This window comes from Streptomyces sp. NBC_00285, assembly GCF_036174265.1.
Classification (GTDB): Bacteria; Actinomycetota; Actinomycetes; order Streptomycetales; family Streptomycetaceae; genus Streptomyces.
Genome location: NZ_CP108055.1, coordinates 6,100,952 through 6,117,268 on the forward strand (window position 1 = coordinate 6,100,952; position 16,317 = coordinate 6,117,268).

General features: G+C 66.2%; 28 protein-coding genes. 10 read left to right on the top strand and 18 right to left on the bottom strand.

Annotated elements, in window-relative coordinates:
- Positions 1-23: 23 nt before the first annotated feature.
- The 3 genes from OHT57_RS28220 to OHT57_RS28230 all read right to left on the bottom strand — a co-directional run bounded on the left by OHT57_RS28220 (position 24) and on the right by OHT57_RS28230 (position 1,298).
- Positions 24-227 (bottom strand): hypothetical protein, encoded by a 204-nt coding sequence (locus OHT57_RS28220; protein ID WP_328749332.1) that lies wholly within the window; start codon positions 225-227, stop codon positions 24-26.
- A gap of 157 nt (positions 228-384) precedes the next feature.
- Positions 385-894 carry a hypothetical protein gene (locus OHT57_RS28225; protein ID WP_328749333.1) on the bottom strand — a complete coding sequence of 170 codons (510 nt, stop codon included), beginning with the start codon at positions 892-894 and terminating at the stop codon, positions 385-387.
- The gene (locus OHT57_RS28230; protein WP_328749334.1) at positions 894-1,298 is read right to left on the bottom strand and encodes an ATP-binding protein; all 405 of its coding nucleotides are present in this window, start codon (positions 1,296-1,298) and stop codon (positions 894-896) included. The genes OHT57_RS28225 and OHT57_RS28230 overlap by 1 nt, the downstream gene beginning before the upstream one ends.
- Positions 1,299-1,501: 203 nt before the next feature.
- Between OHT57_RS28230 and OHT57_RS28235 the strand changes: the two genes are divergently transcribed.
- Positions 1,502-2,386, top strand: a complete 885-nt coding sequence (locus tag OHT57_RS28235) for a helix-turn-helix domain-containing protein (RefSeq protein ID WP_328749335.1) — start codon at positions 1,502-1,504, stop codon at positions 2,384-2,386.
- Complete coding sequence (locus OHT57_RS28240; RefSeq protein ID WP_328749336.1) at positions 2,379-2,645, top strand: hypothetical protein; 267 nt, start codon at positions 2,379-2,381, stop codon at positions 2,643-2,645. The genes OHT57_RS28235 and OHT57_RS28240 overlap by 8 nt, the downstream gene beginning before the upstream one ends.
- A gap of 149 nt (positions 2,646-2,794) precedes the next feature.
- Here OHT57_RS28240 and OHT57_RS28245 read toward each other — a convergent pair whose 3' ends face one another.
- The 7 genes from OHT57_RS28245 to OHT57_RS28275 form a co-directional block, all read right to left on the bottom strand.
- Positions 2,795-3,097: a hypothetical protein gene (locus tag OHT57_RS28245; protein WP_328749337.1), complete on the bottom strand. Its 303-nt coding sequence runs from the start codon at positions 3,095-3,097 to the stop codon at positions 2,795-2,797.
- Positions 3,098-3,231: 134 nt separating this feature from the next.
- Positions 3,232-3,537, bottom strand: a complete 306-nt coding sequence (locus OHT57_RS28250) for a hypothetical protein (protein WP_328749338.1) — start codon at positions 3,535-3,537, stop codon at positions 3,232-3,234.
- Between the two features lie 13 nt (positions 3,538-3,550).
- Positions 3,551-3,721, bottom strand: a complete 171-nt coding sequence (locus tag OHT57_RS28255; RefSeq protein WP_328749339.1) for a hypothetical protein — start codon at positions 3,719-3,721, stop codon at positions 3,551-3,553.
- 40 nt (positions 3,722-3,761) lie between these two features.
- Positions 3,762-4,124: a hypothetical protein gene (locus OHT57_RS28260; protein WP_328749340.1), complete on the bottom strand. Its 363-nt coding sequence runs from the start codon at positions 4,122-4,124 to the stop codon at positions 3,762-3,764.
- Complete coding sequence (locus OHT57_RS28265) at positions 4,124-4,546, bottom strand: hypothetical protein (RefSeq protein WP_328749341.1); 423 nt, start codon at positions 4,544-4,546, stop codon at positions 4,124-4,126. Before OHT57_RS28265 ends, OHT57_RS28260 begins: the two co-directional genes overlap by 1 nt.
- Entirely contained in the window at positions 4,539-4,787 is a 249-nt protein-coding gene (locus tag OHT57_RS28270; RefSeq protein WP_328749342.1) for a hypothetical protein, read from the bottom strand. Before OHT57_RS28270 ends, OHT57_RS28265 begins: the two co-directional genes overlap by 8 nt.
- Positions 4,788-4,961: 174 nt before the next feature.
- The gene (locus OHT57_RS28275; protein ID WP_328749343.1) at positions 4,962-5,444 is read right to left on the bottom strand and encodes a hypothetical protein; all 483 of its coding nucleotides are present in this window, start codon (positions 5,442-5,444) and stop codon (positions 4,962-4,964) included.
- 96 nt (positions 5,445-5,540) lie between these two features.
- Here OHT57_RS28275 and OHT57_RS28280 point away from each other — a divergent pair, with 96 nt between their 5' ends.
- Positions 5,541-5,828 (top strand): hypothetical protein, encoded by a 288-nt coding sequence (locus OHT57_RS28280; protein ID WP_328749344.1) that lies wholly within the window; start codon positions 5,541-5,543, stop codon positions 5,826-5,828.
- Positions 5,829-6,111: 283 nt separating this feature from the next.
- Here the strand turns inward: OHT57_RS28280 and OHT57_RS28285 are convergent, their stop codons facing one another.
- The 7 genes from OHT57_RS28285 to OHT57_RS28315 all read right to left on the bottom strand — a co-directional run bounded on the left by OHT57_RS28285 (position 6,112) and on the right by OHT57_RS28315 (position 10,239).
- Positions 6,112-6,444, bottom strand: a complete 333-nt coding sequence (locus tag OHT57_RS28285; RefSeq protein WP_328749345.1) for a hypothetical protein — start codon at positions 6,442-6,444, stop codon at positions 6,112-6,114.
- Positions 6,445-6,462: 18 nt separating this feature from the next.
- Positions 6,463-6,717: a hypothetical protein gene (locus tag OHT57_RS28290; protein WP_328749346.1), complete on the bottom strand. Its 255-nt coding sequence runs from the start codon at positions 6,715-6,717 to the stop codon at positions 6,463-6,465.
- A gap of 8 nt (positions 6,718-6,725) precedes the next feature.
- Positions 6,726-7,121: a hypothetical protein gene (locus OHT57_RS28295; RefSeq protein WP_328749347.1), complete on the bottom strand. Its 396-nt coding sequence runs from the start codon at positions 7,119-7,121 to the stop codon at positions 6,726-6,728.
- A gap of 485 nt (positions 7,122-7,606) precedes the next feature.
- Positions 7,607-7,777, bottom strand: coding sequence for a hypothetical protein (locus OHT57_RS28300; RefSeq protein WP_328749348.1), 171 nt, complete (start codon positions 7,775-7,777; stop codon positions 7,607-7,609).
- Positions 7,778-8,101: 324 nt separating this feature from the next.
- Complete coding sequence (locus OHT57_RS28305) at positions 8,102-9,028, bottom strand: fibronectin type III domain-containing protein (RefSeq protein ID WP_328749349.1); 927 nt, start codon at positions 9,026-9,028, stop codon at positions 8,102-8,104.
- A 130-nt stretch (positions 9,029-9,158) separates the two neighbouring features.
- Positions 9,159-9,473 carry a hypothetical protein gene (locus OHT57_RS28310; protein WP_328749350.1) on the bottom strand — a complete coding sequence of 105 codons (315 nt, stop codon included), beginning with the start codon at positions 9,471-9,473 and terminating at the stop codon, positions 9,159-9,161.
- A 379-nt stretch (positions 9,474-9,852) separates the two neighbouring features.
- Positions 9,853-10,239, bottom strand: a complete 387-nt coding sequence (locus tag OHT57_RS28315) for an anti-sigma factor antagonist (RefSeq protein ID WP_328749351.1) — start codon at positions 10,237-10,239, stop codon at positions 9,853-9,855.
- A gap of 216 nt (positions 10,240-10,455) precedes the next feature.
- On the opposite strand from OHT57_RS28315, the gene OHT57_RS28320 reads away from it, so the two are divergent.
- Positions 10,456-11,193, top strand: a complete 738-nt coding sequence (locus OHT57_RS28320) for a DUF7873 family protein (protein ID WP_328749352.1) — start codon at positions 10,456-10,458, stop codon at positions 11,191-11,193.
- A gap of 712 nt (positions 11,194-11,905) precedes the next feature.
- On the opposite strand, the gene OHT57_RS28325 is transcribed toward OHT57_RS28320, so the two are convergent.
- Complete coding sequence (locus OHT57_RS28325) at positions 11,906-12,970, bottom strand: endonuclease/exonuclease/phosphatase family protein (RefSeq protein ID WP_328749353.1); 1,065 nt, start codon at positions 12,968-12,970, stop codon at positions 11,906-11,908.
- Between the two features lie 246 nt (positions 12,971-13,216).
- Between OHT57_RS28325 and OHT57_RS28330 the strand changes: the two genes are divergently transcribed.
- From OHT57_RS28330 to OHT57_RS28355, 6 genes are all read left to right on the top strand, one after another.
- The gene (locus OHT57_RS28330; RefSeq protein ID WP_328749354.1) at positions 13,217-13,633 is read left to right on the top strand and encodes a hypothetical protein; all 417 of its coding nucleotides are present in this window, start codon (positions 13,217-13,219) and stop codon (positions 13,631-13,633) included.
- A 203-nt stretch (positions 13,634-13,836) separates the two neighbouring features.
- Complete coding sequence (locus OHT57_RS28335; RefSeq protein ID WP_328749356.1) at positions 13,837-14,406, top strand: hypothetical protein; 570 nt, start codon at positions 13,837-13,839, stop codon at positions 14,404-14,406.
- Between the two features lie 75 nt (positions 14,407-14,481).
- Positions 14,482-14,862: a hypothetical protein gene (locus OHT57_RS28340; protein WP_328749357.1), complete on the top strand. Its 381-nt coding sequence runs from the start codon at positions 14,482-14,484 to the stop codon at positions 14,860-14,862.
- Positions 14,863-14,952: 90 nt separating this feature from the next.
- On the top strand, positions 14,953-15,423 hold the full coding sequence (locus tag OHT57_RS28345) for a hypothetical protein (protein WP_328749358.1): 471 nt from the start codon (positions 14,953-14,955) through the stop codon (positions 15,421-15,423).
- Positions 15,424-15,457: 34 nt separating this feature from the next.
- Complete coding sequence (locus OHT57_RS28350) at positions 15,458-15,814, top strand: histone-like nucleoid-structuring protein Lsr2 (protein ID WP_328749359.1); 357 nt, start codon at positions 15,458-15,460, stop codon at positions 15,812-15,814.
- A gap of 84 nt (positions 15,815-15,898) precedes the next feature.
- Positions 15,899-16,168, top strand: a complete 270-nt coding sequence (locus OHT57_RS28355) for a hypothetical protein (protein ID WP_328749360.1) — start codon at positions 15,899-15,901, stop codon at positions 16,166-16,168.
- Positions 16,169-16,317: the final 149 nt, after the last annotated feature.

A 16,317-nucleotide genomic window follows, 5' to 3' on the forward strand; every position in this document is an offset into this window, starting at 1 on the left:
TGCGGGCTTTGCGCCATCAGCGCTCAAGACGCGGTGCGTCCAGGAAGGGGGCCGTCCTCGGCCTCCAGATAGTCGAAGTCGTCGGCCTCGGCCTGGCAGGGGCACCACTGCGGATGCCGGGCCACCGCGAGCATCATCGAGAAAAGACCGGTGAGTATCGTCGTGCCGAAAATCAGGGCGAGGGCGCAAACCGCTGTGCCGGAATTCACGGACGTCGACCTACTCATCGCTGCGGATCTCCTCGAAGGAAAGACCCGGCCGGCACGGCGCAAAACACCGGCCGGGTCGTCAGGGGCGGCGGACGGGGACTTCCTCCAGGGCGCACATCCCGGAAAGTCGAAGTGAAAACGCTCTTGCCGCGCTTCACCCCGTCCGCCGCAGCTTTTAACCACCCTCGCCGCGCTGGCGGCTCGGCAAGGGTGGCTTGAACGGCTGAGCCTCATCAGCGCTCCAGCCGTGTTCGCGAACTTCGGTACCCCCCAAGGGCCCCCCGTTCGCGTCCTCGCCGGGGCGGGGGCCGCCCCGCCCAGGCAAGTCCGTGTCCGACTCGGTGACCGCCAGCTCATGCAGAGCGCCGGCGACGCGTCGGAGTGTCCCGGGGTCGTTGCGCGCCACCGTTCCGCCCTCAGACACAAGCTGAGTGGCCTCCGTGATCGCTTCGGCGTCCCGCCGGGCGCGCTGGGTGGCGCGCTGGGCGAGCGTCAGTTGCGCTGCCCTGGCCTGTTCCAGCAGATCGACCAACTCGGCGGAGCTGAAGCGCACCTCCACCTCGGCCTCAGTGATGCCGTCGACCGGAGTCAAGTACCGCCCCTGCACCATCAGTTGGAGGGGCAGGTCACGCAACTCGTCGTCTTGCAGGGCTTGTTCAGCCAGAGGTACGAGTCGGAAGGGCATCACGTCCACCCCTTCGGCTGGAAGCACACGCACTTTCCGCCACGGGTCGCGTCTTCCTCGACCGTGTAGCCCGGGGCGAGCATCTCCAGCAGCTCAAGACCCCGGCCTCCTTCCGACGTCAGCGCGTGCTCCCGGTGACGGGGCAGCACCGGTGATGCGTCCCAGACCGAGATCCACAGATCCGACTTAATGACCACGGTGTACTCGGTGCCCGCGCCGTGCAGGACGGCGTTGGTGACAACCTCGCTGATCAGTAGTGCACATGCGTCTAACAGGTCTTCAGTGGCACCCAGTTCCGTGTAAATTCCTGTAGTCCAACTACGCGCCGTGGGGACGGTGTCGGCCTCGCGGTCGAAAGTTCTCGTCGCTTGGATCTGGCTCGGGACTTGATCGGTCAAGCTCATGGCAGCCTCCAGCGCGGCTGCGGCCAGCCACGCAGAACGATCACACACCGCGACGTGGCCCGTCCGGTGCGTAAGGACGAGTGTGGTGCGTACGCAACTGCGTACGCAACCCCACCGCCGGAATTACCCCCAGAAGTGCCGTCCACATGGCGTCACGCGCTACGCTCTGGGCAAAGACCACGGCCGGAGAGGGGAGGATGATCATGGCGCTCAACCCAGTCGCGAATTCAGCGCGGGAGCGCTTCGGCGCTGCGCTACAGGAGGTCCGCCTTGCCGCCCGGGTAAACGGCACCCCGGTGAAGCAGGTCCAGGTGGCCCGTGCGCTGGGGCACAAGTCCTACCACCGGTACTCGCGCATCGAGCGGGGCGAGACGTGGCCCAAGGACAAAGAGTGGGCTGTCATCTGCGATTTTCTGGAGATGGACGACGTCACTCGCGTGCGTCTGGAGACCATGCGGTCCGAGGGCCTGGCCATCGTCGAGAGCGCATGGTGGAACGAGTTCGCGGACGAAACAGACCCCAGCCTCATCCAGTTCGTGACCAACGAGCAGATCGCCAACAAGATCATCACATGCGCCGGCAGCATCATCCCGGGGCTGTTCCAGACCCCCGACTACGGCCGCACACTCACCAGCTACCTCGGCAAATCCACGATGACGCAACGGGTCGTGGAGCGGTCAGTCGAGCTGCGGCAGAACCGACGCAAGGTCTTCGAGCGACCGAACCCGCCGACCGTGGAAGCCATCATCGGAGAGGGCGCTCTCCATCAACGAGTCGGCGGAGCCTTGGTCATGGCACGCCAGCTCGACGCGCTGGTTGAGGACGCCAAGAAGCGCGGTGTCATCTTCCGCGTCATTCCGTTCGAGGCCAATGCTGCCCTTGCGTACCCCTTCCACCTGTTCGAGTTCGGAGAAGGGGAAAAACCCATCGCGGCGTTTGACGTCATGACGGGCATGGCCATCAAAGACACGCCCAAGGATGTCCGTGGGCTGCGGGACTTCATCGGGGACCTGAAGGACTTGTCCCTGTCTCCGGAAAAGTCCTTGGACCGTATCGGGAAGGTCAGAAAAGAGATGTCGAGTGACTGAAGAAGCCCGCACCGCCAAGATGGCCACGCTGGAGGAGCTGCTGGCCATCGACCCGACCACGCTCACGTTCGACAAGTCCTACGAGTCCGCTGGCGGTTCCGGTGACTGCCTTGAGGTCGCCAAGGTCCCGGGCAAGGGCTACCTGCTGCGCCACTCGATCCTCACGGATCATGTGATCCCGCTGACTGAAGGCGAGTACGTCGCTTACTGCAAGGGAATCCAGGCCAGCCAGGAGAGCATCGTCGCCAGCGGCCTGTAAGCCCAGCGCCCACGGCAAAGGCCCGCTCACCCCGTTCAGGTCGGGGAGGGCGGGCCTTCGTCATGCCGGCCTAGAGGCCGAGGAAAAGGCCGAGCTGGACGGTGAGGGAGACGAACAGGTCGAGGCTGCTGGACATGGGGACCTCCGGGTCAGTACGTGGGCATGGAGAAGATGCTGCTGCGGCCGTTGGTGGTCGACGGGGCGCCCGTGGGGGCGGCGCCGAGGCCGAGCTGTGGGCGGGTCGGCCGGCCGCGCACGGGTGCGGTGCCCGGCTGCGCGGTCAGGCGCGGCAGGGACGCGGCCTGGAGCGCTGGCGTAGCGCCGGGTCGGGGGTCGGGCAGCTCTGTGGGCCAGCCGGCCGCGAGGGAGCTGCGAGGGCCGCCTGTAGGAGTGCCGGGGAGCACCTCCTGGAATGCCTGCCAGGACGGGTTTGGCCGCCGGACGAGGGGCATGACGGTCACCTCTTCTCGGATGGGGCGTAATCCACGGTGGCGGGCGGAAAATTGTGCGCGGTAATCGTGGGCAGGGGTGAGGCCCGCGACCTGGCTCGGGGAAATCAGGTCGCGGGCCTCTGTTCGTGGGCCGGTCAGGGGTTTCCGTATTCCGGCTTCGCGTAGGTCATTTTCGGGATCAGCAGGTTGAGCGCCTGAGCGCGCATGTACTTCTCTTCCGTGGTGTGGCCGTCCCACGGGTAGTCCTCGACGGTCGGCACCTTGAGGCCGTCGAAGCAGTCCTTGTCATCGGGGTGGATGTGCCACGACATCTGGCCCTTGGGCGTCTCGATGTACAGGACCGGGTACTCCGGGGCCTGGAGGTCGGTGTGGGAGAACACTCCGCCGAACATTCCGACGTAGCCGCCCAGGAGGTAGGCGCGTTGGCGGTAGAGCGTCATCCCGGATTCCAGCTCACTGTGCACGGCGCACCGCCACGAGGGGCACGGGGAGCACCTGGCCGTCGCGCGTGGTCTCCCACCCCATGCGCAGGACCATTTCGACGTTCCGGGTGTGGTTCAGGAGGAGGCCAGCCACGACGGTTCGGGTCGGGCCGGCCAGGCGTACGGGCGTCAATTCAGTCATCAGGGTGGCCCTTTCTGATCTGGGTTGACGCCTATATTCACTACGCGGTGGAAACTGTTGTCAGCGACACGGACGGCCGACCGAGTGAAACGACTCCGCCCCCTACGCCGAAGCGCATTTCCCGGTGAATCTCGGCGACCGTGAAACTGTTTCTGTCTCGCTCGAATGGCGGCATGTACATCCCGTAGAAGCAGTCCCGGTCCTTGTCGTAGCCCATGCGGACGAGGCCGGCCGGCCAGCGGTAGGGGACCTCCCAGCGCTGCCAGTGGGTCGACACGAACCCGACCAGGTGCAGCTCCTGCATGGCGGCCTGGAGCCGCTGGTGGGGCACCATCGGCTCGACGACGGCCCAGCCGTGGTCCTCGGGTTCGAAATCGCGGGGGAAGGCGAGCAGCCCGAACATCACAGGCTCCTGGGGGCGAACGTGAGGCAGGCGGCGATGCCGAGCTGCACGGCGAGCCGTCGGCGCTTTGCCTCCCTCGTTCTGCGGCCGGTCTCGTCGAGAGTCTTCTCCAGGGCGTGTACGAGGTCGGCCCGGACGCCCAGGGCTTCGCCGTCGGTGTAGACGTGGCTGTCGAGCCGGTCGGCTTCCGTGTTCGCCAGGTGCAGCAGGGGAACGCCGGCAGAGGTCGGCCCGACCGTCCGTACGTCGGCGTGCTCGCACTCGACGCAGCAGCACACCAGGGAGCGGAACTCGTCCACGCCTCGGCACATGGTGTGGTGTCCGAGGGCACAGGCGGTGGAGAGGTAGAGCACCTCCATCAGGCCGTGCAGCAGCTTGGCGGCCTCGCTGAGAGGCATGTCGATGTCGGTGGCTTCAGGCACGGCCCATCTCCTCCTGCTTGGGGGCGAGTTCCCAGGACTCGACCATCTGGCGGCCCGCGTCGGTGACGCTGAAGAAGGCGTCGCCTTCCCGCTTGGCGCTGACGGCGCACTGCTCGCGGACAAGGGCTTGGAGCGCAGCGAAGACGCGACCGGATTGGATTCCTGTGGCGTCCGCGATCTGAAGGACAGTGCACTCCCCGTGGGCGGACAGTGCGCGCAGCGCCTGCATTTTCTCGGTCATGACACCTCATTCGCTCGTGCTGCTGGGTGTGCATAAGCGGAGAGCCCCCTGCCGGGATCAGGCAACAGGGGGCTCCCGTGCACAGACGTCTGATGGGAAAACCGGCCGACGAGGTAGGGCCGACTACCCAAACAGATACCGTACAGAGACATAAACGGGGGGTCCCCAATTTGGTTACGGATCTGTTGGGTGCTCACTCTGATGGCATAGCGCCGAGCGAAGGTCTTCAAGCATCGCGGGGACGATGTCGCACACCTGCACGGCAGGCTCGTCGGCATTGTGCTGGTGTGCCCAGGAGGCACAGAGCATGCGGGCGATATCGGCCGCGACATGCCGTGACCTGCGGATAGGCCGTGCCGTCAGGCCAAGGCCCTGACGGCGGTAGCGGACCCGTCGGACCCACGCCGCGCCAAAGTCCGGGTCACGCCGGCGGAGTTGGTCGACGACCCGGTAGGAACTGTGGGTCTCCACCCCGAACACACTGGGGAAGAAGACTTCTTCGGTGACGGTGAAGGCCAGTCGGCCGAGGCTGGCGGAAAGGTCGAAGGGGTGAGATTCCAGGAGCCGTTGGTTGGTCCTGTCGTTGTTGACGAAGAACTGGACGTAGGCACACCCGAGTAGGCGCCAGTCGGTCCCGACACTCGTTGCTTCCGGCATGTTGCGCATCGTAGCCATTACTGTCCCCGTATGAATTCAAGGCGCGAACGCCGGACTGTGTGTCCCGAGTGCAACAATGAAATGGGTGCCACCCAAATGGCGTATGGGTACTGCGGGGAATGCCGCGACTTCTACGCCGCGCAGGCGGACTTCGACGAGGCCCCGGACGCGTTCACGCCGCCGCGCATCATGGGCGGGGGGTGGATGCGCTGCTGCGGCGCATCCTTGCGGGCCTGGGCCGTGTACCAACCGGCACCCTGGACGGCCGGCGAGAGCGTGCCCTGCGTGTACCAGCTCAGGAACGAGCTGCACGGGATGCGTCTGTGCCCCTGCGGTTACTGGCACTGGGCGAAGGCGACCTGCGACGAGAAGCCGCCGGCATGAGCGGGCCCACCGCGTGCCGCTGCATCGTCGAGGCCCTGGCCGTCCTCGCCGTGGACCCCGAGACCCGGCCGGGGAGCTGCTGCGTCTGCCCGACCCACGCGCAGCTCGTCGTGTGGGACGGGGCCCGATGGCGCTGGAGTAACCAGCCGGCCGACATCGAGACCGCGCTCCCTCGAACGGCGGATGGCCGAATTGTCGGCGCATGCCAGACTGACCCACGGATTGAGGAAGTCCACGCATGAGAATGCCGCACTCCAGAGTCCCGGGGTGCGGCATTCTCGCGTCACGTCCTTCCGAGAACATCGGGGAATATCTCCACTTCCCATGAGCCATCCGGCATCCGCTCGAAAATGGCGGCACAGGGGAACGCCTCGCCGTGGCCGAGAACGGCTTCGGCGCGCTCGTCGACCTCCAGAGCCCACTGAAGACATACGCGGGGCAGGCGCCAGGGGCCGTTGTGGGCCTCGACCCACGCGAGCCCGCTGCTCTCGTCGGCGTACACCGACTTCAGCTCGGTTCTTCGACGGGTGTATCCCTCGTCGATGCGGAACTCCCGCATCGCTCGCACCTCGTTGAGCTGCCGCGTCAGGTTCACGCCGGTGAAGGGTGTCTGCACTCTGTCTCCCTCTCGCGATCAGGCGGAGATCTTCTCCACGGCCACCGTTTCGCCGACGCGGCGGAAGGCGAACGCCGCTGGCATCCGCAGCTCCCGTCTCCTGGTCTGGGCGTCCAGCTCCATGGCCCAGGGCCACAGCGTGCGGGGCAGGCCGTAGGCGTCGCCTTCTGTCGTCAGGACGTACCAGCGGCTGCCGTGCGGTTCAGGCGTGACGCCGTTGACACGCAGGACCAGGCCCTGGTCGCCGGCCGGTACCGACGGGACAAACAGCATGGGCAGGGTCACTGTCCCGGCCCCGTCCACGAGAGTTCGGCCGCCCAACCCGGTTCATTGGCCGGCTCGTTGGTGCCGACCACCACCATGGTCATGGCCTGCTTGTGCTCCTCGACCGCCTCGGCCGGATCGTCGTAGGTGACGAGCACTTCCAGGAGCGCGTTCTCCGGGGCCGGCGTGTACAGGGCCGTGCCCCACACCCGGGGCCGGAAATTCACCGTGACCCACTCACCGGCCCGCGCGTCGGGGTCGAAGACCAGGCACAGCGTGCGCACCGTGACCATCTCACCGGTGGCCAGCTTGAGGTCGGACTTGTACAGCGTGCGCCGCTCGACGTCGGCGATGAGATGTGCCGCCTCGGACGGGGAAACGGGTTTGCCATCAGGGCCGTAAGAGAAAGGCACCCCCGAAGGTCCCAGCGCGACGGAGGCCAACTCGCTGACTGACACTTCGAATTCTCCCTTCAAAGCGGAAGGCCCGGCACAGAGGCGGGCGCAGGCAAGGGGGGGTTTGCTGCGCGGCCTCTGTACCGGACCGGACTTGGGTGGACGACGAACCCCCGAGAGCAATGGAAGAGGCCCGGAGGCCCGTCGTGTGCACCGCAAAACCATCAACCCACAGACCGCCCCAGGAGTCACGGCAGAAAAGAAAAATTGTGAGCCTGTCACTCTAATGGGTGACGGCGGTCTTGCGGTTGAGCCAACTACCCGCTGCGCATATGCCCGCCTGCGGTGATGTCCGAGATGCTCGTTATATCCGCCCACATCGTGGGACTACCAGCGAGTACGCACACACTGAGTAACGCACACCCCGGCGGCGGGGTCCTCACCACTGCCACCGCCAGCACCCATCCGAGGGACCCAAAGAAGTGTGGCGAAGCGACAATTTCTCAGGAGCGAAGCACCGCTTCGACACGTTCGCACGCCTTCTTGCCCAGGAACAGGTCCAGCGCTCCCTCGTCGGCCAGGTCCATCACCTGCCGGACCGTCCCGTATCCCTCACGCGCAAGCCGTCGGGAAAGGGTGTGCCCCACCGCGTCATGTCCCACCAGGTCCGCCACCGGCAGTCGGCACGGGGGCCTCTGGTGGCACTTTTGCTCCGGCTGCGGGAGGAAATCCTGAGCACATGCCGGACAGAACGTCGTCATCTGACGATCGTCCCCACGAGCCGCACACCATCCGGCTTCCCGAGACCTGCCCACCACGGCCGGCGCCGTCGGTGCAACGAACCGACCCTGCGCATCGCAGCGATAGCCGGAGCAACTCAGCTCAAGTACAACGCTCATGACGGAGACGCTGCCGAACTACCCAGCGACAAACAACCAGTTCGGAATTACTCACTGCGAAACCGGCAAAGTTGACCGCACTTACGTAACGAAACTCCGCTACCCCCGCGTCCTGGCCGCGACAGGGTTCGAGACGCTAACCGTCCGAGAATCCCGCGCCCACTCGACCGTGTACCAGTACTCCGTACCCGACGACAGCCCCGTGTCCTCGAACACGCCCGTCAGATCCGTGGAGTACGCCACCTGCTGGGACAGGAACGGCGAACCCGGCGACGTCGACCTGGTCCACCGGTAAACCCGCACCGTGGCCTTCACCGAGGTTCCCCACGCCAGCTTCACCGAGCTGTACGTTGCGGAGTCCGAAACCACACTGACCGACGGCTTCGCGCCCTTCGTGCCCGTCGTGGTGAACCGCGTCTCCGCAGACCACTCCGACGTCACCTCGCCGGCAGTCACCCGGGCCCGCACCGCGTACGGCGCCCCCGTCGACAGCCCCTTCAGCCCGAACGACCCGTCGTACAACCCCATCGCCGGCAGGTTCCACGGCACGTCCGAGATGGAATACCAGGGGCTGTCAGTCCTCGTGTCCTTCACCTGCGCCTCGATGACCCGCGCCTGGCCGGCCAAGGCCGGCGTAAGGACGTTCACCGTGGCATTGCGGTCCAGGATGCCCGTCACCGCCAGCGTCGGCGCCTCCAGCGCAGAGCCCGTCGTCTCCGCGTCGGCCTCCGCACTCCACTCCGACTCCGCCTGGACCCTGAACGCGTACTGCGTCCCCGGCCGCAGGCCAGCCACGATCAGACTGCGCGCACCCCCCGCTACGGACGTCTCCGGCCACGAGCCGCTGCCGGCGACCGACCAGGCCACGACGAAGGCCAGCGGATCTTCCGCACTCGACCAGGACACGCGAACGCTCGTGTCCGAAAGAACCTCGGTCGACACATCCGCCGGCACTTCCACCGCGAGCGCACCCACGCTTTCCGCAGCCGCCAAAGTCGTGGTTGTCGCAGAACGCTTCGCGGCCATATCGGAATCTCCTTCGCGGGACGCATTTCCACCATCGTCGCATCACGAAAAAGAGCACGAAAAGGCCCCGCAGATGTGCTGACGGGGGAATGCAGCACTCCTGCGGGGCCAGCTATCGGGCCGGTGCGATCTACGCCGCGTCCGGCTTCCCGGCAGAGGGACCTTCGATCCAGTCGTCACGCTCGTCACCGAACGCCGACCCGAGATACGGGCCCACACGCCCTTCATGGTCACGGAACCAGAGCGCCGGGATGCTCTCCTGCTCCGCCTCCTGGACGTCGGCCGCCAACGTGGCCTCCGGCATGAACACGAACACCTTGGCCCGGAAGATGCACTTCCCCGCCTGCTGCCACGAGAGGCTCGACACCACAGCGCCCGGCTTCTCCTTCAGCAGCCGACGCGCGTCCTCCCAGGACATCGCCGTCGGAGCCTCCCTCTCGCTCATCTTCCGTCCCCTTGATTCGATCCCAGTCGATACCGCGCACACACCCCGGGCAGAGCAGGAGCTTGAACATCCCCTGCTCGAAGTGCCGGCGGTGGACCTTGCAGTACGGCACCACGAGCGGCAGTTTCTGCGCCCTCGGGTCATAGCCCTCCGCGCGGTTGATCACGCCGAGCAGCTTCTGAAACCGAGCCACCGCATTCATCCGACGCCTCCTGCCGATCCCACGACCCGCACGTACCCGCAGAGCCGCTCCCGCACCTTCCAACCGACCCACTCACCCGAACGAGTGACAGTCCGTGGAGGGCGGTATGCCGTGGGTCACGACGGTACTGGCTGCGCACGCAACTGCGTACGCACCTCGGCGATTTGGCATATGCCGTTACGCGGCCGGTGTCTCCACACTCGCCGGAGTGAGCCCTGCCAAGCAGGAGTCCATCGACTCAAACACTCGATAGACCTTGCTCAGCCCCGTGATCCGCATGATCTTTTCGATCTTCCCGCCAGCCGCCACGACGACCGCGAGTTGACCGTCCGGGCTGCGGCGCCGCAGCGACTTGAGGATGAAGACCGACACCCCGATAGCCGTCGAATCGAAGAAGCTCACCTTCGAGCACTCCAGCACCACGTGCCCCCACGTCCCGCCGACCTGCAACTGCTCCCGAAAACAGTCCCGGAGCTGTGGCGCGGTGTAGACATCCACCTCGCCCTCGATGCTGATCACCAGCACGTCCTCGCGCGGCTGCGACGTCTCAAGATGCAGATCCATCACCCACTCCTCCCCGGACGCACCCGCCGCGCCCCCTTCGGCCCGCACCATACGCCTGCGTACGCAACTGCGTACGCAACATCGCCGAACCGGCCCCAAAGCCAGCCCACCCGCCAAACCCGCCACCAGCAATAAGAAAAAGAAACTGTCGAACCCTCACCCAAACGGCCCACACGCGAATTGCCTCAACGGGCGCCGGTGCATAACGTCTCACCCATGACGACGCGACTTAGCCAGGTCGTAGCAGTGGAGAAGACCCGTAAAACAGAGGCGTACGGCGCACTGACCGCCGCCCACCACCAGGTCCAGAAATCCCCGCTGCTGACCGGCATCTCCCGCACATACCGCCCCCGCGACGAAGAGGGCGAACAGCTCCCCGCAGAATCGACCCGCGTTCAGCTCACCGTTGACGGAGCAATCCGAGACGCGGTCAACGGGCTTGTGCCTTTCTTCGACGTCACGGCAACCAAGGACTGGGGTAACTGCAACGCCCGCGCGGACGTCAAGGTCGGCGAACGCGTACTAGTCGCCAACGCGCCCGTCACCTACCTGCTTTTCCTCGAAAAGCAGCTCACCAGCCTCCACACCTTCGTCGAGAAACTCCCCGTTCTCGACCCCGCCGAGGAGTGGACCTGGGACGAGTCGACTGGCATCTGGCGCACGCGTGCCTACGACACCGTCCGCTCCAAGAAGGTCCCCCGCAACCACGTCAAGGCCGAAGCCACCGAACGGCACCCGGCCCAGGTCGAGGTGTACTTCGAAGACGTCCCGGTAGGCACCTGGACCACGGTGAAGTACTCCGGAGCGGCGCCGGCCACACGACGGCAGGCCATCCTGGACCGCCTCCAGGCCCTCCGCGACGCCGTCAAGTTCGCCCGCGAAGAGGCCAACGCGACCGAGGTCACCAACCAGCGGCCCGGTGCGGCAGTGATGAATTACCTCTTCGCCGCGTAACTCACAGAGGGCCGAGCATCTGTATGCCGGTAAGGCACATGGGTAACAGTCAGGATTGCGTGACTGCGCTCGGGAGCGGGAGGGGTACCCCGCAGACAACAACACAGACTCCCGTCGCCGGCGTGCGACGGGCGCGCAGGAGCGCAAACTGAAACTCAACGCCTGAAATTTGGCAACGGGTTGGCCCCAGTGAAGGTTCGAGCCCTTCCCCCGGCATTCATGCCGGAGTAGCCCAATTGGTAGAGGCAGGCCGGCCCCGAAAGCTCAATTTCTCGCTCCCAGTTTCAACACGCCACCAAACGCCGGATCGACCGGCCCGAGCAACATCATCGAGATAAGGGTTCGAGTCCCTTCCCTGGCGCTTCATGCCGGGGTGGTCCAATGGCAGGGCGCGGCGATCTCAATACGACTCGGAGCCTTAAATGTGCCGGCGTGAGCTGATGGGTGGACAACCCTACTTAGGGCTCGTTTTAGGAACGAGTAACCCCCAGGGGGGTCGGGACTGGCTACGTCCCGGCCCCCCGCCAGCATTTCAAGAGGTGACGCAACGCCGTAGCACTACGAGCAACACGAAGGGCCCATCTCCCCAAAGACGGGCCCTTCGCTCCAACTCCGCTCACGCGGCCCCTACATCAGGCCGTGCCGGTTCGGGTCCTGGCACCCGCCCTTGGTGGTGCCGCAGCCAGCACAGCCCTGTCCCTCGTTCTGCACCTCATCCAGGCTGGCCCCCCACCGTGCTGTAGGCGAGCGCCGACCACGCCGGCATCGGATCGAACTCACGGCGCAGGGCCTCGACGAGCTTCCGGCGGGACAGGATCACCTCCAGGCCGTGATGGTCGCTAACGCCGGTCATGTCGATGACGTTGACCTCCAGGACCGCTTGCACAGTCCACGGGTCAAAGGAGCCCCGGTCGATCCGCCGGCCTCCGCCTTGCCCATCAGCGGCATGGCCGGCCGTCGCGTCCAGGGCCCGAATCTGTCCGAGCTGCTGCGCGGCGTACCGGGCCGGGTCCCACATCCCGCAGTCCAGCAGCAGCTCGTCGAGGTAGGTGCACGATTTCCACGAGCCGTCCGGCTGCCTGCGCGCGCGGTGTCGGCGGTGCACGAGATCTGTGATCTCCGGTGAATTCCAGTCGATGGGCGGCACCGTCTCGCCGACCGGCACGGGGTACTCGTTGCAGTCACCAAATCCCCAGAACGCTGACCAGCGCCTTTCCGGGTCGTTGCCGTACTTTGCCTGCACCTTGTCCACCAGCGAGGACAATTCTTCCGCCTCCGCCTCTCGCCCGCTCGGGGAGCAGAAGGAGTTGTGCCAGGCCACCGTCACGATCGGCGTTGGCGGTGCGTTTTCACCCCGGAGCCGGAGAACTACGTTCGTCGGCGGCGTACGCCACACCCTGAGCTGGTCGTGCCGTGAGACGACCTCGAATGTGCTCTCCCGCACGAACATGCCCGTGGGATTCCTGCCCTGTCCCGTAGGCGCCCGGAAGCCCTTCATGCCGAGCAGCGTCTGAGCGGCGCCGAAACGCCGGTCAGCGGCCTCCTTCGCCATCTCCCAGGCGGCTAGCTCCTCCGCACCCGCATCCGGATTCAGCGGCTGGACCTGGGAGTACGTCATCTCCGCCCGACCGAGCCAGTCGAACTGCCGTGGCGCCAGGATCTCGTGATGAGCCCGCGTCCACTTCCCCGGTAATTGCCCCGGCCGCTCCTCCGGACCGCCGTCATGCTCCAGGTTCGAGAACCCGAGCCGAACCACGTCCTCGCCGTACTGCTTCATCAAACCCCTCTCGCGACTGCCGGTGTGTCCACACGAGATAGGAGCCCCAGGTACCGGCGAAAACGCCCGAGGGTGCCCCGCCTTGCGGTCACCTTGTGCCCTGTGGCGGGCAGGCTCCTACGGCGGGACACCCTCACAATCTCGAAGCCCACCAAACCTGTTGGTCTGGCCTTCGGGAGAGGAATCTAGCGCACATTCGTGCGTACGCAACTACGCACGCAACTGCGTACGCACTACTGTGCCCTCATGACTCAACAGACCCTGAGCATCGACGAGTTGCTGACGAATTGGGGTAAGGCGTACCGCGCCTCCCTACCGCAGCTCACCCCCGAGGAGGAGGCCCAGCGCTACCAGGAGTCCCGCAACCGCCTGGCCGCCGCCATCTGCACCCGCCTCGACGCCAACGGCGCGGTCGCATGCGGCCTGTGCCATAAGGAGCGTCCCCGCACCGACGCGGAGGAGCCCTACTACTACCCCTCCGACGAGTGCGAGAACGCTGGCGAGCCCTGGCACTACCACCGCGACTGGAGCAAGCCGCCGACCGAGGGTGTCCCGACCGCGACCACCTGTTCCTGCGGGAGCAGCAACGTGCAAGACGTGCCGGCCGGTGAGACGCCGGACGGTGCGAGGTATCGGTGCGGAGACTGCGGATGTGAGTGGTAACTGACCTCAACGCGAAGATGCCCCGCCTTGCGGTCGCCCATGTGCCTACACGGCGGGCTCCTACGGCGGGGCATCCCTCTGGGCGCATGGCTTCGCACATGCTCATCGCCGATCTCGTGGCGCGGCGATGGCAGGACACTACCGAACATCTCTGCGTACGCAACTACGCACGCAACTGCGTACGCATGGCTACTCTGGCTGCTATGAGCGCACCAACCCCCGCCGACGAGCCGGGAATTACCCTGGAACAGGTCTACGCTGCCCTACAGGCCCTCGGGACGCGTGTGCCGGCACTAGCCGATGACCCCCAGCCGATGAACCGGGCCCAGGCGCTCGGGCATCTGCTGTTCACCGTCGAGGGCGCCCTGATCGTCGAGAACGACCCGATCGGCAGGGAATTCACGCGCGCTGGGTACATGGGCGGCGTGTGGTCAGCCGTACGCGCCGTCCCCATGCTGGAGTCCGACGCCGAGCGCGCGTACCAGGAAGCGTGGACGCGAATGCTCGACGAACGACTCGCGCGAACTGCCCTGGACCTGCACATGACCTGGGAAGCCCGACCAGGCGCATTTCCCACGGGTCCGGCGGTCAACGCCCTGCTCGCGGCGGTACTGCCACTCGTACAGGCCACGTATCCGGCGCCCACCGAGGACGCGGTAGCGAAGCAGACGCGAGAAGCACTGCACCAGGCGCGCGGCTTCCTCGCGACCGCCCGGCAACACATCGAGGCCGGCCGGCGGAAGTTGAAACAGCTCGGCCACCGACCCGAGTAAGTTCGGCAACATAGCGGCCGGCGGAGCCTGCCCCCGCAGGCGACGCGACGCAAAAATCCGAGCCAGGAGGGCGAGTTGAGCACGCTGGAGCTAGCGCCCGGTGAGACGGCCTTCGTCGGCCGCGACGGGCAGACCCTGAAGACGATCGAGTGGGCCTGCCACCGCGAGGACCGCGAATACCGTGTCGTCGACAGGACCGAGCACCTCGACACCATCGTCCAGACCCAGTGGGAAGGCGTCGCCGACACCGTCGAGATCGGTTTCATGTACGTCACTGGCATCCGCTGGGCCAACGAATGGACCACCGTGTGGCACTCCCACTGGCCCTGCACCGACGCCGAGGCGAAAGCCAAGCACGAAGAAATCGTCGCCCTGCTGCGCGAGACCTGCCCCGAGCTGCCCACTTGGCAGACACGCCCCGAGTTCCAGCGTCGTCTCCGCAGGACCGGGAGTTGAGAGCGCCTGTCCGCAGCCAAATGACGGCCGGCTCAGCCCATGACCGTTATTTGGCTGCCCGCACTGGGCTGAGCTGCCAGAATCCGGGGCATGAGCGAAACCCCCGAGCTGCCGTGGCCGGTACCCGACGAACGTTCCCAACTCTTGATGGCCAGCCAGTTCGCCGACATGCACGACGTGGTCCGCGACCTCGTCATCCCGCCCGGCCTGCCCCAGGCCGCCGTTAGCGTCCTGACCACGGCGCGCGAGCTAATCCGTATGGCCTTCTACCGGTACGAGTTCATGATGCTCGGCGTCGCGATGTCCATCATCGCCATCGAGACCGCGCTCACCGCCCGCTACGGCAAAGGCAGCCTCGCCGACCACCTCAAGAAGGCCCACGCCGACGGCACGCTCAACGAGGAGCAATACGACCTCCTCGACACCGTCGGCCGCCCGATCCGAAACAAGTTCGCCCACGGAGACCTCACCCACGCCACGATCACCCCGGCGCTGGCCGTCGGCATGGCCCAGACATCGTTCACGCTCCTCGCGCAGTTGCACGCAACGCCCGCTTCGTGAACCGGGCCACTCGGCGCAGCCCTACAATCCCCGCATGGTTCAGAAGAAGGTCATCACCTACACAGACGATGTCACCGGTGAGGAAGCCGAAGACATCACCACGCACACCATCCTCATTGACGGTGCCGGGGTCGAAATCGACCTCTCCGGTGCGAGCCACGATCGCCTGCTGGAGATCCTGCACCCCTACCTGAGCGCTGCGGGTGCCCGCCGCGTACGCGGAGGCATCGCGGCGGCAGGTTCGAGAGGTAAGCGCCGAGGTGCAGCAACGGCCGGCAGCGGGGACACCGCGCAGATTCGCGCCTGGGCCAAGGAGAACGGCTACGAGGTCAACGACCGAGGCCGAGTCTCGGCCGAGGTGAAGGAAGCCTACGAAAAGGCGAATTCCTGACGCCGGGGCCTTAGACGCCCAGCTATTTTCCGAGCTAAATCGCTGCGTTCCGGCCGACGACGCCCCACGTCGTACGCTCTCGTCATGAGCGACGTGCAACCCACCCCCGTACGCCTGATGCTGTCCTTCCCGGGCTCCCAGGAGTACGCCCACGACACCGAGCTGCCGGCCGACTGGTACCTCGACAGCCGGTACTCGGGTCTCAGCGACTACGCCCAGCACCAGCTCCTGCCCCAGGCGCTTGCTGCGGCCGGCCTCAAGATGGCGCTGGAGTTCCCCGAGGGCGTCAGCGGCGTGACGGCGGACGCGATCCGCATGGGGCAGGAGCTGCCGGCCGGCGGCCCGGGGAGTTAGCACCCCCGCCATTTTCTGCCCGCGCATTTTGCTAGAGTCGCCTGCGCTGGCGGCCTTTCAGTGACGACTCGTTGAGGCCGCTGGCGCCCCGGCCCCGGGCCCACGGCCGTCGGCAATAAAACGGAATATTGGCTTCCGGCCACTGCCGG

Excerpts from the sequence above, each read along its gene's own strand:
- OHT57_RS28310 (WP_328749350.1), bottom strand. The coding sequence starts at position 9,473 with ATGAGCGAGAGGGAGGCTCCGACGGCGATGTCCTGGGAGGACGCGCGT.
- OHT57_RS28235 (WP_328749335.1), top strand. The coding sequence starts at position 1,502 with ATGGCGCTCAACCCAGTCGCGAATTCAGCGCGGGAGCGCTTCGGCGCT.
- OHT57_RS28220 (WP_328749332.1), bottom strand. The coding sequence starts at position 227 with ATGAGTAGGTCGACGTCCGTGAATTCCGGCACAGCGGTTTGCGCCCTC.
- OHT57_RS28350 (WP_328749359.1), top strand. The coding sequence starts at position 15,458 with ATGGTTCAGAAGAAGGTCATCACCTACACAGACGATGTCACCGGTGAG.
- OHT57_RS28250 (WP_328749338.1), bottom strand. The coding sequence starts at position 3,537 with ATGACGCTCTACCGCCAACGCGCCTACCTCCTGGGCGGCTACGTCGGA.
- OHT57_RS28245 (WP_328749337.1), bottom strand. The coding sequence starts at position 3,097 with ATGCCCCTCGTCCGGCGGCCAAACCCGTCCTGGCAGGCATTCCAGGAG.
- OHT57_RS28325 (WP_328749353.1), bottom strand. The coding sequence starts at position 12,970 with ATGAAGCAGTACGGCGAGGACGTGGTTCGGCTCGGGTTCTCGAACCTG.
- OHT57_RS28275 (WP_328749343.1), bottom strand. The coding sequence starts at position 5,444 with ATGCCGGAAGCAACGAGTGTCGGGACCGACTGGCGCCTACTCGGGTGT.
- OHT57_RS28280 (WP_328749344.1), top strand. The coding sequence starts at position 5,541 with ATGGCGTATGGGTACTGCGGGGAATGCCGCGACTTCTACGCCGCGCAG.
- OHT57_RS28345 (WP_328749358.1), top strand. The coding sequence starts at position 14,953 with ATGAGCGAAACCCCCGAGCTGCCGTGGCCGGTACCCGACGAACGTTCC.
- OHT57_RS28270 (WP_328749342.1), bottom strand. The coding sequence starts at position 4,787 with ATGACCGAGAAAATGCAGGCGCTGCGCGCACTGTCCGCCCACGGGGAG.
- OHT57_RS28230 (WP_328749334.1), bottom strand. The coding sequence starts at position 1,298 with ATGAGCTTGACCGATCAAGTCCCGAGCCAGATCCAAGCGACGAGAACT.
- OHT57_RS28315 (WP_328749351.1), bottom strand. The coding sequence starts at position 10,239 with ATGGATCTGCATCTTGAGACGTCGCAGCCGCGCGAGGACGTGCTGGTG.
- OHT57_RS28330 (WP_328749354.1), top strand. The coding sequence starts at position 13,217 with ATGACTCAACAGACCCTGAGCATCGACGAGTTGCTGACGAATTGGGGT.
- OHT57_RS28260 (WP_328749340.1), bottom strand. The coding sequence starts at position 4,124 with ATGTTCGGGCTGCTCGCCTTCCCCCGCGATTTCGAACCCGAGGACCAC.
- OHT57_RS28305 (WP_328749349.1), bottom strand. The coding sequence starts at position 9,028 with ATGGCCGCGAAGCGTTCTGCGACAACCACGACTTTGGCGGCTGCGGAA.
- OHT57_RS28355 (WP_328749360.1), top strand. The coding sequence starts at position 15,899 with ATGAGCGACGTGCAACCCACCCCCGTACGCCTGATGCTGTCCTTCCCG.
- OHT57_RS28320 (WP_328749352.1), top strand. The coding sequence starts at position 10,456 with ATGACGACGCGACTTAGCCAGGTCGTAGCAGTGGAGAAGACCCGTAAA.
- OHT57_RS28255 (WP_328749339.1), bottom strand. The coding sequence starts at position 3,721 with ATGACTGAATTGACGCCCGTACGCCTGGCCGGCCCGACCCGAACCGTC.
- OHT57_RS28225 (WP_328749333.1), bottom strand. The coding sequence starts at position 894 with ATGCCCTTCCGACTCGTACCTCTGGCTGAACAAGCCCTGCAAGACGAC.
- OHT57_RS28335 (WP_328749356.1), top strand. The coding sequence starts at position 13,837 with ATGAGCGCACCAACCCCCGCCGACGAGCCGGGAATTACCCTGGAACAG.
- OHT57_RS28290 (WP_328749346.1), bottom strand. The coding sequence starts at position 6,717 with ATGCTGTTTGTCCCGTCGGTACCGGCCGGCGACCAGGGCCTGGTCCTG.